The organism is Hymenobacter sp., from assembly GCF_031398885.1.
Taxonomy (GTDB): Bacteria; Bacteroidota; Bacteroidia; order Cytophagales; family Hymenobacteraceae; genus Hymenobacter.
Genome location: NZ_JANNOD010000003.1, coordinates 1 through 14,771, shown reverse-complemented (window position 1 = coordinate 14,771; position 14,771 = coordinate 1). Strand labels below are relative to the sequence as shown.

At 61.5% G+C, this 14,771-nt stretch carries 10 protein-coding genes; 3 read left to right on the top strand and 7 right to left on the bottom strand.

What is annotated here, in order from left to right; all coding sequences use genetic code 11:
- Positions 1 to 570: 570 nt before the first annotated feature.
- The 4 genes from RMO51_RS00295 to RMO51_RS00280 form a co-directional block, all read right to left on the bottom strand.
- The gene (locus RMO51_RS00295) at positions 571 to 897 is read right to left on the bottom strand and encodes a helix-turn-helix domain-containing protein (protein ID WP_310390970.1); all 327 of its coding nucleotides are present in this window, start codon (positions 895 to 897) and stop codon (positions 571 to 573) included.
- Positions 898 to 1,053: 156 nt separating this feature from the next.
- Positions 1,054 to 1,887, bottom strand: coding sequence for a hypothetical protein (locus RMO51_RS00290; RefSeq protein ID WP_310390968.1), 834 nt, complete (start codon positions 1,885 to 1,887; stop codon positions 1,054 to 1,056).
- Positions 1,888 to 2,003: 116 nt separating this feature from the next.
- Positions 2,004 to 3,224 (bottom strand): site-specific integrase, encoded by a 1,221-nt coding sequence (locus RMO51_RS00285; protein WP_310390967.1) that lies wholly within the window; start codon positions 3,222 to 3,224, stop codon positions 2,004 to 2,006.
- Between the two features lie 265 nt (positions 3,225 to 3,489).
- Positions 3,490 to 5,427 (bottom strand): GEVED domain-containing protein, encoded by a 1,938-nt coding sequence (locus RMO51_RS00280; protein WP_310390965.1) that lies wholly within the window; start codon positions 5,425 to 5,427, stop codon positions 3,490 to 3,492.
- A 438-nt stretch (positions 5,428 to 5,865) separates the two neighbouring features.
- Here RMO51_RS00280 and RMO51_RS00275 point away from each other — a divergent pair, with 438 nt between their 5' ends.
- Positions 5,866 to 6,384, top strand: coding sequence for a fasciclin domain-containing protein (locus RMO51_RS00275; RefSeq protein WP_310390972.1), 519 nt, complete (start codon positions 5,866 to 5,868; stop codon positions 6,382 to 6,384).
- Positions 6,385 to 6,526: 142 nt separating this feature from the next.
- Here the strand turns inward: RMO51_RS00275 and RMO51_RS00270 are convergent, their stop codons facing one another.
- From RMO51_RS00270 to RMO51_RS00260, 3 genes are all read right to left on the bottom strand, one after another.
- Positions 6,527 to 8,473, bottom strand: a complete 1,947-nt coding sequence (locus RMO51_RS00270; RefSeq protein ID WP_310390963.1) for a T9SS type A sorting domain-containing protein — start codon at positions 8,471 to 8,473, stop codon at positions 6,527 to 6,529.
- Between the two features lie 113 nt (positions 8,474 to 8,586).
- Entirely contained in the window at positions 8,587 to 9,348 is a 762-nt protein-coding gene (locus tag RMO51_RS00265) for a PASTA domain-containing protein (protein ID WP_310390961.1), read from the bottom strand.
- A 98-nt stretch (positions 9,349 to 9,446) separates the two neighbouring features.
- Positions 9,447 to 12,320, bottom strand: coding sequence for a D-alanine--D-alanine ligase (locus tag RMO51_RS00260; protein WP_310390959.1), 2,874 nt, complete (start codon positions 12,318 to 12,320; stop codon positions 9,447 to 9,449).
- A gap of 206 nt (positions 12,321 to 12,526) precedes the next feature.
- Here RMO51_RS00260 and RMO51_RS00255 point away from each other — a divergent pair, with 206 nt between their 5' ends.
- Together RMO51_RS00255 and RMO51_RS00250 are read left to right on the top strand one after the other, a co-directional pair.
- On the top strand, positions 12,527 to 13,717 hold the full coding sequence (locus tag RMO51_RS00255; RefSeq protein WP_310390957.1) for a phosphoglycerate kinase: 1,191 nt from the start codon (positions 12,527 to 12,529) through the stop codon (positions 13,715 to 13,717).
- A 164-nt stretch (positions 13,718 to 13,881) separates the two neighbouring features.
- Positions 13,882 to 14,472 carry a Crp/Fnr family transcriptional regulator gene (locus RMO51_RS00250; protein ID WP_310390956.1) on the top strand — a complete coding sequence of 197 codons (591 nt, stop codon included), beginning with the start codon at positions 13,882 to 13,884 and terminating at the stop codon, positions 14,470 to 14,472.
- Positions 14,473 to 14,771 lie beyond the last annotated feature (299 nt).

Genomic DNA, 14,771 nt, shown 5'->3' with positions numbered 1-14,771 from the left:
TTTGCCCGCTGGCTTGCTGTTGCAGAATGGCCACAATTTGGGCTTCGCTGAATCGTCCCTTTTTCATGTCTCAGTTGTCAGGTAGTGAAAAATACGCTTTTCTCTACTCACAACTGGCTCACTATCTAGGGAAGCGGACAGTGGCGACTGAGCCGGGCCGATTCGATGCGCGCGCAGCCCAAACACCACCGGTTTTTGCAATAGGAGCCAGCCCGGAGGCGCCCCTCGTAGGGAACCAGTCGTTGGCAACAATGCCATGTGTTCCAGTATTTCTTGTGCAGCGAACTTCCCAATTGGGTAAGCGCTTCAACGAGTGCGTTGGTCCATTGCTTGTTCTGAGCTTTTGTTTGGAAGGGACTAAGATGAGTGTAATCATTGTCCGTTGTCTTCCTAATTAATGAACTAGGAGTGCTCGCGCCAGTGGACGAGTGCGAAGGCTGCGACGGGAAAGCGGACGAGTGGTGCCCAAGGGGCACATAATTGCTTGAAGGGAGTAAGTTAAACAAGGTGAATCCTAAGGAGGATTTCCGATTTGCTATCTACAGTCTTGAGGGGGTAGAAGAGAATAAATTATTTAATCGGCCGAGCCGGTTTTCCCCCTTTGGGGGAGCGTTGGTGCCCTTGCAAGGCCGCCAACACATCGGACCGTTTGAGGTAAGTGCGGCCGCCGAGCTTGTGATAAGGCAGCAGACCCCGCCTTTTCCAATCGTGCAGCGTTTGCAGGCAGATATCCAGCATCTTCGCGGCTTCGGGTACCGACAGCACCTGCTCGGTTTCGTGGCTAGAGGAGGAGTGTGCCGACGCTGCGGGCCCTTGATGAATTTCGTAGCGCACTAAGGCTCTTAAGTCCTCAAGGAGTTGGGCATAAGATACGCCCGTGGTAATAATGGTTTGCATGAGCTTATTAGAACAAATTGCATACGGTCTATGCCTCGGGGAGTGTGCCGATAGCATACCACAAAGGGATGCCGGCCCGCATAAAAAAACACTGTAATACAGATGTACTACAGTGTTTTTAATTGTATGCAATTGAAAATAAATGTTTTATAATTTTTATTTTGCCGACATAAGCTCATTGAAAGCTTCAGTCAATTTGTCAAGTATCGACTGTTTATCGCCCTTTTTGCTTCTAGTGGTATTCAAATTGTTCATAGGATTATGACCCAAATCCTCGTTCAAAAAGAAACCTAACTGTTTATAAAAAGCTGTTTTGTTGTTTTTGCTAACCTCAACCAAGCCCGAATCAATAAGCATATTAGCTATTAGAGTGAGTTCCCCCTTGGTACCTTTCCAACTCCAAGAGCGTGGCACATCACTATTATCATTTAGGGGAGTACTAGGATTACCCCCCTCACTTGATGGCTCGCCGAGCACCGGTTGTTGGGTGTCCCACAGAGGAGTACTAGGATTAATCCCCTCACTTGATATGCGCTGTAGTTCAGCGCTCGAATCTCTGGCGAACTTGGGTGGCCAAGCAGGTAAGCTTGCTTTTTTTGCCTCTAACCATTTCAAAGCCCGTTCAGTCTTTGGGTTAAAAACAGATGTATATTCAAGTAATGCGTCGGTGAGATAGTCGCAATCAGGTTTCTCTAAGTATTTTGATTGACAAAATCTCTTTTCAAGGTAATGGTAAACCTCATGAAGACTTAACTTATGTTCCCCTTCGTGCTGACCTTCAATGTAAAGCGCAAATGCTTGTGCAAAGTTGGGGTGGTACATGATGTTGCGCCCGGCATCCCAAGGTTCATCCGGATGATGTTTTTCATACTCATCATCCTCAGATTCCATGACGGCGAGGCTTCGCCTGTATTCGAAGTACTCCAGGGCATTGCCATAGGGCGTTTCTTCGGGAAATTCACCTTCTAACTCTGTCCAAGGACTATTCATATACAAGTGGTAATAGACGTGCTTTGTGCGTGATGACTCCCCAATGATAGCAAGCCTGAGGGAAGGAATGCTTAGATATTGACATAATTACTAACGCTTTATTCGATGCTCATGCATCATGCTCCGCCCCCATACACCTTATGAAATTCCCGGCTCACCACGTCGGCCGTTATGTTGACGTAGCGCTTAAAGCTGGCCCAGCTTTTGTGCCCAGTAATCTTCATCACAAGTTCCGGGCGCAGGCCCTGCTCTAACGCCAGCGTGGCAAAGGTGCGCCGTCCTGTGTGACATGTCAGGCGCTGCCACTTTGGGAGTGTCTCGCTCTCCCGTTTACCAGCGCGGTAGCGTACCACTTCTACAGGGCTTGCCAACTCGGCGCGTTGCCCCAACTCTTTTAGGTAGCGGTTCAGTACGGCATTGGCCACCGGCCGCAGCTCGCCGCTCAGCAATTGGCCCACAAGGACTACTGCCTCGGCGCGTAAGGGTACCGTCACTACATCCCGCGTTTTCTGCATCACAAGGCGTAGCGTTGTGCCGTGCAGGTGCTGAGGCTGGATGCTCACCAAGTCTGAATATCGCAGGCCGGTGTAGCAACTGAGCAGGAATAAGCCGCGGGCGTTGTCGAGGTAGCCGCCAGCTGGTAGGGACAGCGCCGCCAAGTGGGCCACCTCGGCAGCGGTGAGTGTCATCACGTCCGGCTCGCGCAGGGCCCAGCGCAACTGGGTGTAGCGCGTGTTGGTGTGCAGCCCGCGCTCGGCAGCCCACTTCATGAACCGTTTCACACGGGCCAGCACCTTGCTCACGGTATTGTCGGTCAGTCGGACCTTTTCTACAAGATAGGTTGTGAACTTGTCGCCGAAGGTGGGCGTGATGGTGTCGAAATCTACGGCGTAGCCGGTAGTCTGAGCAAATTCACGCAGGTGCCGGATGGCTGTGGCGTAGGTGCGGGCCGTGTTGAGTAGGCCGGCAGCTCGCTTCTGGCTCTCCCACTCGCCGACGTGCTGCCAGAAGCTGAGCGCTGGTGCGGGCTTCGGCACGGGCAGTGCCGGCACGATGGCGGCGCGTAGGACCTCAACCGAAGGCAGCATCCCTTGGGCACGTTGGTTTTGGTAACAGGTGAGCAGTTGTTTTTCGGCCAACTCCAGCGCGTCGTTCAGAGTGCCATTGTCGGGATAGCCACGTACCTGAGCGCGTTGGTCTGCTTTGAGCCACTGCTTGGGCAGGATGCTCAGGCCCGTGTATACTTTGGCGCGCTGGCCATCGAAGCTCAGGAACGCGAAAATAGGAGTAACCTTCGTGGCGTTAGGTTCCTTTAATAGAAATGAGATGGAAGCCATTATAGAGGGAAGAAGCTGTTCCCCAAAAGTACGCGTTGTCCCCTGACTGGGGGACAAATAGGGGACAAAACGGACGATTAATCCCAACATTAGCCAGATTCATTCAGATGAGCCCTATTGATTATGCGCCCATACTACATCCTAGGCGTATTTTTAAGTAGGATTCAATCCGAACGTGTCGGGGAGGCTGATTCCTAACGCGGCCACTGAAAAGCCCCGTTTCCAAGCCGGAAACGGGGCTTTTGCTTTTCATGAACCCAAAGCCTCAGTACAACACCAGCCGCTGCTGGCTCTCGCCGGCGGGGCTTAGCACCCGCACTACGTACAGGCCGGCCGCCAGGCCGCGCACGGGCAGGTCGGTGCGCACGTTGGGGCGCAGGGTCAGGGCGGGGGTCATGGCCTGGCCCAGCAGGTTGCAGATGCGGAGCTGAGTCGGGCCCGTCGCGGGGCTATCGGTGAGCAGGGCCGCCGGCGGAACACCGGCCGAAGCCGGGTTGGGAAATAACGTGAAACCAGGGCCCTTCCGGGCCACTCCAGTGCCTGTGATTTCCCCCGGAATGAGCAGGGTGTAGTCCTCCGTTTCGCCGTAAACGCCCGTGGCGCAGGCATCGCCCAGAGCAGGGTAAAAGTCGCTCTGAGAGCGCACGCGCAGGCGCATCCAGCCCGGGGGGGCGGTGGCGGGAATGGTGAAGGGGGCGCTCAGGAGGTTGTACTGCGAAGGTCCCTGGCAAAGCAGTTCGCCCGGGTCGGCAAAGCTGCCGTTGTGGTTGAAATCGGCCCAGGCATAAATGATTTGGGGATAAATAGAGCCGTTGGGCAGCGTGGGAATGCGGGTTTGGAGGGTGTAGGTGCTGCCGGCCTGTACAACCGCTGGGCGGGTGATGAACGAGGCGTAGGTGCCACAGCCAGATGCTGCGTTGCTGAGCACGGCGGTGGTCCCGCGCAGTATCTGCACTTCGTCGAGGTAAATGGGCAGGCCCGCGGGTGGGCAATTGTTGCCGGTGAAGGCCGTGGCGCAGTACGTCACGTCGGCTGTCACGCAGGCTTCGTTGCTGAAGGCGCCGGCGGCGTTGATGGGCTTTACGCGGTAGCGCACCCGGGCCAAGGCCGGGGGCGTGGCGTCGGCGTAGGCGGTGCCGTCGGCGGGCACGGTCGCGATGGCGGCAAACTCGTCATTCGCACCGCTGGCCCGCTCCACGAAGTACCCCAGCTCGTCGGCGGCGTTGTCGGTCCAGCGCAGGGCCACGCCGCCGCCGTAGGGCACCACTGCCGCCGTGAGCTGCGTGGGCGCGGCCGGGGTAAGCTCGGCGCAGGTGCGGGCGGCGTGGGCCGCGAGGCGGGTGGCCTCCATGCGGGCGCTCTGGCCCGGCGTCAGGGCATCGCCGCCGCACTGCCAGTAATTCATGGTGTTGGCCATCAGCGGCGCGTACCGGTCGCCGTTGGCGTCGGTGATGGTGCCGGTGTACACGCAGTTCGTCTGGGTGGCCCCGGGCCGGTCGAAGGGGTCGGCCGGGGTGTCGCAGATTTGGTCGCCCTTGGCGGTGCAGTTGGTGCGCCGCACCAGCTCGCGCTCGCTCACCACGGGGTGGTTGCCGTCTTGCTGGGGGTGAGGCAGGCCCAGGGCGTGGCCCAGCTCGTGGGCCAGCACGTGGGTGTTGTTGCAGGCCAGCAAAGCCCGGTTGCCGGGCACGTACGAGTAGCCGCACACCGAGTTGCCGCCGCTGGTTATGGAGTGGGCGTAGTAGACGTTGATGGCGTTGGGGTCGTCGTTGGGGGTGCACAAGTCATTTTCCACGGCGCCCGAACTCATGTCGTACCAAGCCGAATTGTTGATGTAGTGCAGCGGCCCGCACACGTAAAGCTGGATGTGGGCCGCGCGGTAGAGCTGGTTGGTGCCGGCAATCGACGCAAAAATGTCCGCTTCGGAAGTCCCGCCCGCGCCGTTGGTTTCGCGCAGGATGTGGATGCGCAGGGGCAGGTACGTCACGTGGTTCGCCAGCGCCCCCCGGGCGGCGAGCTGCCGCTCCAGCGGCACCACCTCGCGCAGCACGCGGGCCCGTTCGGCGGCCGTGGGGGGAGCCGTGCCGCACCACGCGGCCCCCGGCGCGGGCTGCGCGGCCGCGCCGGGGGCACCGGCCAGCCAACCGGCAAGCAGCCAGTAACTTGAACAAGCAGCTTTCACGAGGGTAGATGTTCTGTTCATTAGCGGCGGCAAAGGTTCTTGGCCGCCGTCCGTCAGCGCCAACGCTCATCCCTCATCGTTCACAAAAATAGCATCTTGTTAGATATAATATTACTTATTAATAATCATTTTGCATTAATCAGGAACATTGTTGGTTGGCGTATCCAAACTGAGCCGTAGCGCGTACAAGGGCCCATACGTCCTATTCACCCCATTTTTTTCTGTCGCATGAACACGAAACCATTCCTCGCCGCCCTGGCCCTCACCGCCGCATTCACTGCGCCCGCTTTGGCCCAGGACGCCACAAAAACCAAGGCTGACGCCGAAAAAAGCAAGACCACGGCCGACGGCATGACCACCAAGTCCAAGATGACCGATGATGGCAAAATGAAAGTCAAAGGCAAGTCAGACTCGGGCGATAAGATGAAAGCCAAGACCAAACCCCGCGCCGGTGACCCGATGGGCGGTGGCACGGGCGACGGCACCACGACCACGACCACCACTTCCGCCACGGGCGGAGTGATGGTGGGCGGCGCCATGATGACCCCCGACAAAGACATCGTGGACAATGCCGCGGGCAGCGCTGACCACACCACGCTGGTGGCCGCCGTCAAGGCCGCGGGCCTGGTCGAAACCCTGAAAGGAGCCGGTCCTTTTACCGTATTCGCCCCCGCCAACTCGGCGTTTGACAAATTGCCCGCCGGCACGGTAAATTCGCTGGTGACCCCCGAGATGAAGCCGACGCTCACCAAAATCCTGACCTACCACGTGGTGCCCGGCCGCCTCACCGCCGCCGACCTCACCAACGGCCAGGTGCTGACCACCGTGGAAGGCGAGCAGCTGACGGTGATGAAAAGCGCCAGCGGCGTGATGCTGAAAGACGCCAAAGGCGGCACGGCCACCGTGACCATCCCCAACGTCGTTTCGAGCAATGGCGTGACCCACGTAATCGACACCGTGCTGATGCCCGCCAAGTAGGCTCCCAGCGAAGTAGTGATAAAGCCCCGGCTTCGGTCTGGTGCCTTCTGAACATTCTTCGCCTTAATTCTTTCGTAAAAAAGGCCCGCTGGAATTCCAGCGGGCCTTTTTGTTTGTACCTCGTCACTGTATTGCACGGCAATTATTCCAGCATCAGCCGCCGGCCCACGGTGCGGCCATCCGCCAGGGTCAGGCGCACGAGGTAGACCCCAGCGGGCAAGGCGGGCAAGGCGAGCGTGGCTTGGCCGGCCTTGCCCGCTGGCTGCTCCCATACCAGGCGGCCCAGGGCGTCGAGCACGGCGGCGCGGGCGAAGCCCGGCCCGGCCACGGTAACGGTGCCCCGGGCCGGGTTGGGATACAGGCTGTAGGCGGCGGCTTCGCGGGCCGAAACGGTGGCGGTGACCACGCCGTTGGTCATCACGGGGCGCATCATCAGGGCCCCGCGGCCCAGCGGTAGGTTGACCGTGTTCCAGGCACCGTTGTTATCGCGGCCCCAAAAAACCCCGGCGGGAGGGCTGCTGTTCAGGTCGAGGCCGTAGTGCAGGAAGCGGCCCGTCGAGGCCTGCGAGTAGCCCGCGTAAAAGGTGCCGGTGACGCGGACGGGCTGGTCGAAGGCGATGTCCACAAACAGTTCGCCCGCGGGCAGGGGATTGGTAATCGTAAAGGTTTTGGTGGCCCGGGGCAGGTTGGCGGGGCGTCCGGCATCGTCGTCCCACACGCTGATGGTGACCAACCGGTTGGCGCGGTCCGAGGCCGTGAACGCGGGGTAGAGGCGCAGGCCGCCCACGTAGTCGGGTTGGTTGAGGTCGAAGCGGTAGGCGAACGCCGCCGCCGGGCCGGTATTAAAAGGCGTCAGGGCGATAATGTTCTCGGCCGAGCCGTCGTCGTAGGCGTAGTAGTTATCCAGCTCGACATCGCGAAAAATGGTGTCGTTGGCCAGGGTGTTGCGGCTGGGGGTATTTTCCTGGGTGTTGAGCGCCAGGGTGTAGCGCAAGCGCTTGGCGATGGCGGTAGTGGGCAGGGGCACGCGGCTGGCCGCGCCCAGCACGCTGTCCTGACGCGGACTGCCAGACACTGCTTTGGTGCCCTGGCGCCAGGTGCCCAGCAGCGTGCCCGCCGGCAACTCGCGCACCGTGCCCAGAAGGCCGATGGGCAAGGGCAGCCCCCCGGGACGCAGGTTGGTGGTGTTCACGCCCAGGTCGGGGTTGAGTTCGCTGGTGGGCGGGCTAGCGGCGTTGAACTGCCAGACGGGCATGGCCGTGAACCGGCGCAGCGGGCTATTCAGCCCCCCCGACGCGTTACGGCCCCGCAGGCCCGCGCTGATGGCCACGTCCTGAAACGTGGTGTCGGCCAGGCCCGCCGCGCGGTTGCGGTCGAGCAGCACGTAGTCCACGTGCCAGCCGTCGCTGTTGTCGGACCGGTTGCCGCTGGCCACAAACATGAACTGGAAGCTCCCGTGCAAGTATTTGGCCTGGTCGAGGGCAATGACCTGCTGGCGAAAGCCGGTGATGCGGCGTTGGCTTTCCTGAAACCAGACCCGCTCCAGGGTACCAACGTCCGTTTTCACGAACAGCTCCAGGCGCACCGGGGTGCTGCCCGTGCTGGGGTTGGGCACGCCCACGAGGCCGCCGGCCTGCCAGGCGAAGCTCAGGTACACCCGGTCGGTGGCCGTGAGGCCCGCCAGGTTAATGGGCTGCGACGTCAACGAATCGATGGCGCCGTACGAGCCGGTGATGGCGTTGCTGTAGCTCTGGCCGTTGGCTCTGAGGCCGTCGAGGGTGGCGGCCCCGCGCGTGAGGGGCTGCAGCGCCAGCCGGTTGCTGACCAGGGCCCCGCCGGTAGCCAGCCAGTTTTGCGCCTTCGGAGGGCCTTCGAGGGGGGCGGTGAAATCATCAAAAAAGGGCAGGCTCAGCACGGCCGCGCCGCGCTGCTGGCCCCGGGCCCGTTGGGCCGCTGACGGGGCGTGGGCCGCCCGCGCGGGGTCGGCGGAGAGGGGCAGGACCGGGGCCACTTGCGCCCCAGCGGCTCCGGTTACCAAAAGCAGCGCGGGTAGCAGTACCCGGCGGCACGTGCGAAAGGGTGTGGTCATAGAGGGAAGGCTTTGAGAATCCAACGACAAAAGCAAGAGAAATAGTGCTTGGCCCGTAGCGCGTCAAGCCTCGGCAAGCGCCGCACGGCAGTTGTTCTTCGCCCGCCCCGGCACTACTTCGCCACCCAGATATCCACCAGCTGGCCCATGCGGATGGTGGCGTCGGGGCCGGCCACGGGGCGCTGGCGCACCACGGTGCCGGCCGTCTGGCCGTCCTCCGCGGGCAGCTCAAACACCTCGCCTTTCTGCAGGCCCTGGCCCACCAGCAGGGTGATGGCCTCGTCCTCGGGCATGTTCACGAGGTTGGGCACGGCGAAGGTTTGGTTGCCCTGGCCGTCGGCCACCACGAGGTCTACCCGGGTGCCTTTGGCAATGGGCGCGCCGGGCGCTATTTCCTTGCCGCCGACGAGCTGCTTGAGCACCGAGCCGGCGGCCATGTCCGGCACCAGCTGAATCTGGCCCACCACCAAATCGTAGCTTTTCAGGATGAGCATGGCGTTTTTGGAGGACCCGCCGGTGAGGTTGGGCATCTTAATCACCGGCGGATTTTTCATGCTCACCTGCAAGTAGATTTTGCGGCCCTCCTTCACTTTTTCGCCCGGCGCGGGGTCCTGCACCAGCACCGTGAAGGGCCGGATGCTGGGGCTGTAGCTGGAGTCGTCCACGAAGTAGGCCAGGTTGCGCTGCTTCAGATAGTCTTCCAGGTCGGCCAGGTTCATGCCCGTCACCTTGGGCACCGTAATGGTTTCGCCGTGGTGGGTGCTCATGGGGAGGTACACGTAGAAAAAGCCCAGCACGAGCAGTGCCCCCACCGTCACGATGAGCAACAGGTGCTTAAGCACGTCGAGCGGAGAATTTGCAGAAAGGAAAGCCATTTTTTAGTGGTTAGTGATTAACGGTTAGCGGTCAGTGGTCAACGCTGGGGGTGGGTCAGAATTGAGAAGGAGGGTTTTTAATAATTAACCACTAACCGTTAATCGTTAACCACTATCCGACTGGCCCGCGCTTTGCCGAAGTCCAGAATCCGGTCGATGAACTGGTAGGGCGTGTAGCCGGCCAGGGCCGTTTGGTGGAAAATGCAAGTGGCGGGCGTCATGCCGGGCAGGGAGTTGACTTCGATGATGAGCACCTCGACTTCGCCCTCGGCGCGCACCCGCACGAAGGCGTCGATGCGGGCGTAGCCCTGGACGTCGAGCACTTCGGCCACGCGGCGCAGCACGGCCTTCACCTCGTTGGAGATGCGCTGGCGCTCCGCGGGGTCCGCGTCGTAGCGGGCGGGGGTGATGTTCTGGCCCTCGCCGGCCAGGAATTTTTCCTCCAGGCTCAGCACCTCGCCGGTGGCCAGGGCCTCGCTGGCCTCGAACACCTCAATGTCGAGTTGCCCGTCCTCGTCGTAAGAAGTAAGCAGGCCGCCGGTGACTTCCAGGAAGTGAGCCGCCCCGTCGCGGCCGATGAGCGTTTCAACCAGAAAAGCATCCTTCCGCGGAAACTCTTCTTTGAAGCCCAGTTGCAGCACCTGGGCCGGGCCGGGCGTCAGGTCTTCCTCAGTGCGGAAAATGAGCTGGCTAAACGCGGCCAGCTCGGCGCGGGACTTGATTTTCTTCACCGCTGATGAGCAGCCGTCGTCGGCGGGCTTGGCGATGAAGGGGTAGGGAAACTGCGTTTCGAGGCTGCGGTAGAAGCTTTCGGCGTCGGCCTGCCACTCCAGCTTGGGGGCCAGGCGGTGGTCGGCCACGCGCAGGCCGGCGGCGCGCAGGCGCTGGTTCGTTTCAAACTTGTTGATGGTGACGCTGCTGCTGGCCACGCCCGAGCCGTTGTAGGGCAGGCCCAGCTTCTCCAGCTCCACTTGCAGGGCACCGTCCTCGCCGGGCCGGCCGTGCAGGGCAATGAACACTTCGTCGGCCAGTCCGGCCAGCTCCTCGAACGAGATGCGGCGCGGCTGGGCCAGGGCCTGGCCCGCGTAGGTGCTTGTAATTACGCTGGCCTCGCGGCGGATGCGCGCCAGGATGGGGTGCGGGGCCTCGCCGGCCTCGGCGTGCTCGATTTTCTCGCGGATGTCGTCGGCGTTGTCCTTCAGCATCACGTTCACGGGCAGCACGTAGAGGCGGTGCTCCCGGGCCGAGCCGGTGAGGAACACCGGCACCGGCGCGTACTTGGCCGAGGAGCTGAGCTTCTCGTAAATGTTGCGCCCGCTCTCCACCGAAATGTGCCGCTCGGAGGAGTAGCCGCCCATAATCACGGCCACGCGGATGCGCTCGGTGGCCTCGTGCTGGCGAGCTGAAATGGCTTCATCAAGCAGCAGCATTTGCTGCTTAAGCTGCACCGGTTTCATGCCGTTGCGCTTGCGGGCTGCCAGCGACGTGCGGATGAGGTAGGTGAGGAACTGGCTGGGGTTGAGTCCGATTTCGGCCGCTTGGTGAAAAAAGAACGAAGCCGGCAGCATGCCCGAGGTCGTGTTCGGGTCGTTGAGGTAGATTTTAGTCGTCAGTTGCTCGTTGTTAGTTGTCAGTTGCTCGTTGTTAGTTGTTGGTCGAAATTCTTGATTTAAATCAGGGCCTGGCAACTGATAACTAGCAACCGACAACTCAGAATAAAACCCATCCAGCCGGGCGTACACCTGGAAGCCGAAGGTGCGGAACATTTCCTCGCAGGCGTCCCGGATTGCCTGGATGCTGGCTTCCGGCAGGTCGATGGGCGTGACCTTGCGGGCCAGGCCGGGCAGGTACTTCGAGCGGTAATCGAACAGCTCGTCGCCCTTCACAATCTCGGTAGGTGGCAGGGCCAGCGGCGCGCCGCTGGGGTCTTCCACCACAATGCAGCTGAACTCGCGGCCGGCCACGAAGCTTTCCACCAGCACCTGGGTTTCGCCGTCCAAGCTGGTCAGCCGTACCTGCTCAGCCTTCTCCAGCCATTCGCTCAGGGTAAAGAGCAGGGTTTCGGGATGATAAATAGTCGCTTCGCTCAATGAGGAATTAGGAATGAGGAATGAAGAATTATCATCTCCCAATTCTTCATTCTTCATTCCTAATTCCTCATTAAGCGCCAGCGTAACGGGTAGGCCGATGCCCTCACGGATGTCGGTGAGCTGCTGCACCCAGGCCAGGCGGCCGGCCTCGTCGAGGCGCTGCCACTCGGCGCGGGTGAGGGTGCGGCGGAACAGGCTGCGCTCCACGGCCGCCTCAAATTGGGCCAGGTCGTCGGTTTTGAGGATGCTTACGCCAATGCTGGAGCCCTGGCGGGGGGCTTTGAGTACCAGCGGCAGGCCCAGCTCGCGCACTAAGTAGGCCAGCGTGGCGGCGTGGTCGGTGCGGTCCCACTCCTCGGCGGTGATGGCGCGGAAGGCGGGCGTGGGCCGGCCCAGGGCGTGCAACAGGTTTTTCTGCGCAACCTTATCAATGCCAAAAGCTGACGGCAAAATGCCCGAGCCCGAGTACGGCAGGCCCAGCCATTCCAGCAGCCCCTGGATGGCGCCGTCTTCGCCGCCGGGGCCGTGCAGGGCAAGGAAGGCGAAGTCCATGAGCAGCGGCAGCTCCTCGGCCTGCACCTGCCGGCCTACCTTGGCAATGGCGTGGAACCGCGCCTCGTGGCTCAGCTCGCCCAGGCTCTCGATGTAGACCTGCCAGGGGTGCAGCGTGGGCGGCAGCGAGGCCACCGGCGGGTAAAAGTCCCGGATGGTGCCCTTGTAGATGAACGGCCAGTCGAGCAGAATGAACTGCCCCAGGCTGTCGACGAAGATGGGCACGGGCTGAAACAGCGTCTTGTCGAGATTATCAAAAACGGTGCGCCCGCCGGCGAAAGAAATTTCCCGCTCGCGCGAAGTGCCCCCGAAAAAAATACCGATTCGCATAAGTGAGGCAAAGGTAAGGGAGGTGATGGGGTGATGAAGGAATGAGGTGAAGGGGGAAAATAAAACGTCATGCTGAGCGTAGTCGAAGCATCTCGCTCGCATCGTTGACCGATTGAGATTAGTGAAGCACGCGAGATGCTTCGACTACGCTCAGCATGACGTTCTTTGCGTCATCCCACACCTCCCTCTTTCTCCACTTCCCCCACATGAACACCCTCGACACCTACAACTTCGCTGGCAAGCGCGCCGTGATGCGCGTGGACTTCAACGTGCCCCTGGACAAAGACCTGCACATCACCGACGACACCCGCATCCGCATGGCCACGCGCTCGGTGCTGAAAATCCTCAATGACGGCGGCGCCGTGGTGCTGCTCTCGCACCTGGGCCGGCCCAAGGGCGGCTACGAGAAGAAGTATTCGCTCGAAAGCCTGGTGTTGCGCCTGCGCCAGGAGTACGGCCGCGACGTGCAGTGGGGCGGCGACGTGCTGGGGGCAAAAGCCGTCCAGAAAGCCGCCGCCTTGCAGCCCGGCCAGGTGCTGCTGCTCGACAACGTGCGCTTCTACAAGGAGGAGGAAGCCGGCGACGCAGCCTTTGCCGCCAAGCTGGCCGCGCTGGGCAACGTGTACGTCAACGACGCCTTCGGCACCGCGCACCGGGCCCACGCCTCCACGGCCGTCATGGCCGACTCGTTTGCCCCGCAGGACCGGGTGGGCGGCTACCTGCTGCAATCCGAGTTGGATAACGCCCGCAAGGTGCTCGACCATGCCGAGCGGCCCTTCACCGCCATCATGGGCGGGGCCAAGATTTCGGACAAGATTCTCATCATCGAAAAGCTGCTGGACAAGGTCGACAACCTGCTCATCGGCGGCGGCATGGCTTACACCTTCGCCGTGGCCGAGGGCGGGCACGTGGGCAATTCCCTGCTCGAAGCCGACAAGGTGGACCTGGCCCGCGAGCTCATCCAAAAAGCCAAGGATAAAGGCGTGAACCTGCTGCTGCCCGCCGACTCTATCATCGCCAACCGCTTCGCCAACGATGCCGACGTGGACCTGGCCACCAACCACGCCATCCCCGACGGCTGGATGGGCCTCGACCTGGGCCCCCAGAGCCGCGAAGCTTTCGCCGAAGTCATCCGCACGAGCAAGACCATTCTGTGGAACGGCCCGATGGGCGTGTTCGAGATGAGCAACTTCTCGTTGGGCACCGAGGAAGTGGCCCGCGCCATTGCCGAGGCCACGGCCGGCGGCGCCTACTCCCTCATCGGCGGGGGCGACTCGGCCGCGGCCGTGCAGCAGTTGGGCTTCGGCGAGCAGGTGAGCTACATCAGCACCGGCGGCGGCGCCCTGCTCGAATACATGGAAGGCAAGGAGCTGCCCGGCGTGACGGCGCTGGGGTAGCGGCAGCAGCCTTATTGGCGAATAGCTAGATTGGATGACCCTGGCCCGTTGTGCGGCCAGGGTTTTTCATTGGCTTGGCCTGGTCTGGACACGGCGGCTGTCCTCGCCCGCCCGCTGACTGGTCGAGCCACTGGGAGCTGGCCTGCGGCACGTAATTTCGGCCCGTGCACGCGCCAATTTCACCCGTTTTTCCCGAAGCCCTGGCCGCGCAGCTGCGCGCGCTGCTGCCCCTGAACGCCGCCGATCTGGCCGCGTTCCGGGCGGTGCTCCAGCCGCGGCAGCTGGCCAGGAAGGAGCTGCTGCTGCGCGAGGGCGAGGTGTGCCGGGCGGCGGCGTACATTGAGCACGGGGCGTTGCGCTATTTCTACAACGTGCAGGGCGAGGAGCACACCGGCCAGTTTTTTTTCGAGGGCGAGTGGTACGCCGACTACGACAGCTTCCTGGACCAACAGCCCTCGGCGCAGAACATTCAGGCCCTGGAACCAACCCGGGTCTGGCTGCTGAGCCACTCGGATTTGTATCGTTTGTACGAGGAGCGGCCGGTATTCGAGCGGTTTGGCCGGCTCATGGCCGAGCAGGCCTACCGGGGCAGCAAGGCCCGGGGCGTGGAACTGCTCAACCAAACCCCCGCGGCGCGGTACGAGCGCCTGCTCCGCGAGCGGCCGCAGCTGGTGCAGCGTGTGTCGCAGCGGCTCCTTGCCACCTACCTGGGCATCAAGCCCGAGAGCCTGAGCCGCATTCGCGGCCGCGGCTAGGGCCATGAGCAGTGCGCAGTGCGCAAAAGGAGTGTCATGCTGAGCGGGGCGCAGCGTAGCCGAAGCATCTCGCCCGCTTCGTTGAACGGTTTGGATTACTACCACACGCGAGCTGCTTCGACAAGCTCAGCATGACGTTCCTTTTGCTCATTGCTCATTGCTCATTGCTCATTGCTCATTGCTTTCTTAACCCAAATCATCGTTTTTACCTCTCGGCGCCCGGGACCTTTGGGTCGAAGCTTCAACCAACCAAAACCGCTTCGCCCCAGTCCATGAAAACGCTGATGATTACGGCCACC

Excerpts from the sequence above, each read along its gene's own strand:
- RMO51_RS00290 (WP_310390968.1), bottom strand. The coding sequence starts at position 1,887 with ATGAATAGTCCTTGGACAGAGTTAGAAGGTGAATTTCCCGAAGAAACG.
- RMO51_RS00295 (WP_310390970.1), bottom strand. The coding sequence starts at position 897 with ATGCAAACCATTATTACCACGGGCGTATCTTATGCCCAACTCCTTGAG.
- RMO51_RS00255 (WP_310390957.1), top strand. The coding sequence starts at position 12,527 with ATGAACACCCTCGACACCTACAACTTCGCTGGCAAGCGCGCCGTGATG.
- RMO51_RS00275 (WP_310390972.1), top strand. The coding sequence starts at position 5,866 with ATGGGCGGTGGCACGGGCGACGGCACCACGACCACGACCACCACTTCC.
- RMO51_RS00265 (WP_310390961.1), bottom strand. The coding sequence starts at position 9,348 with ATGGCTTTCCTTTCTGCAAATTCTCCGCTCGACGTGCTTAAGCACCTG.
- RMO51_RS00285 (WP_310390967.1), bottom strand. The coding sequence starts at position 3,224 with ATGGCTTCCATCTCATTTCTATTAAAGGAACCTAACGCCACGAAGGTT.
- RMO51_RS00280 (WP_310390965.1), bottom strand. The coding sequence starts at position 5,427 with ATGAACAGAACATCTACCCTCGTGAAAGCTGCTTGTTCAAGTTACTGG.
- RMO51_RS00260 (WP_310390959.1), bottom strand. The coding sequence starts at position 12,320 with ATGCGAATCGGTATTTTTTTCGGGGGCACTTCGCGCGAGCGGGAAATT.
- RMO51_RS00270 (WP_310390963.1), bottom strand. The coding sequence starts at position 8,473 with ATGACCACACCCTTTCGCACGTGCCGCCGGGTACTGCTACCCGCGCTG.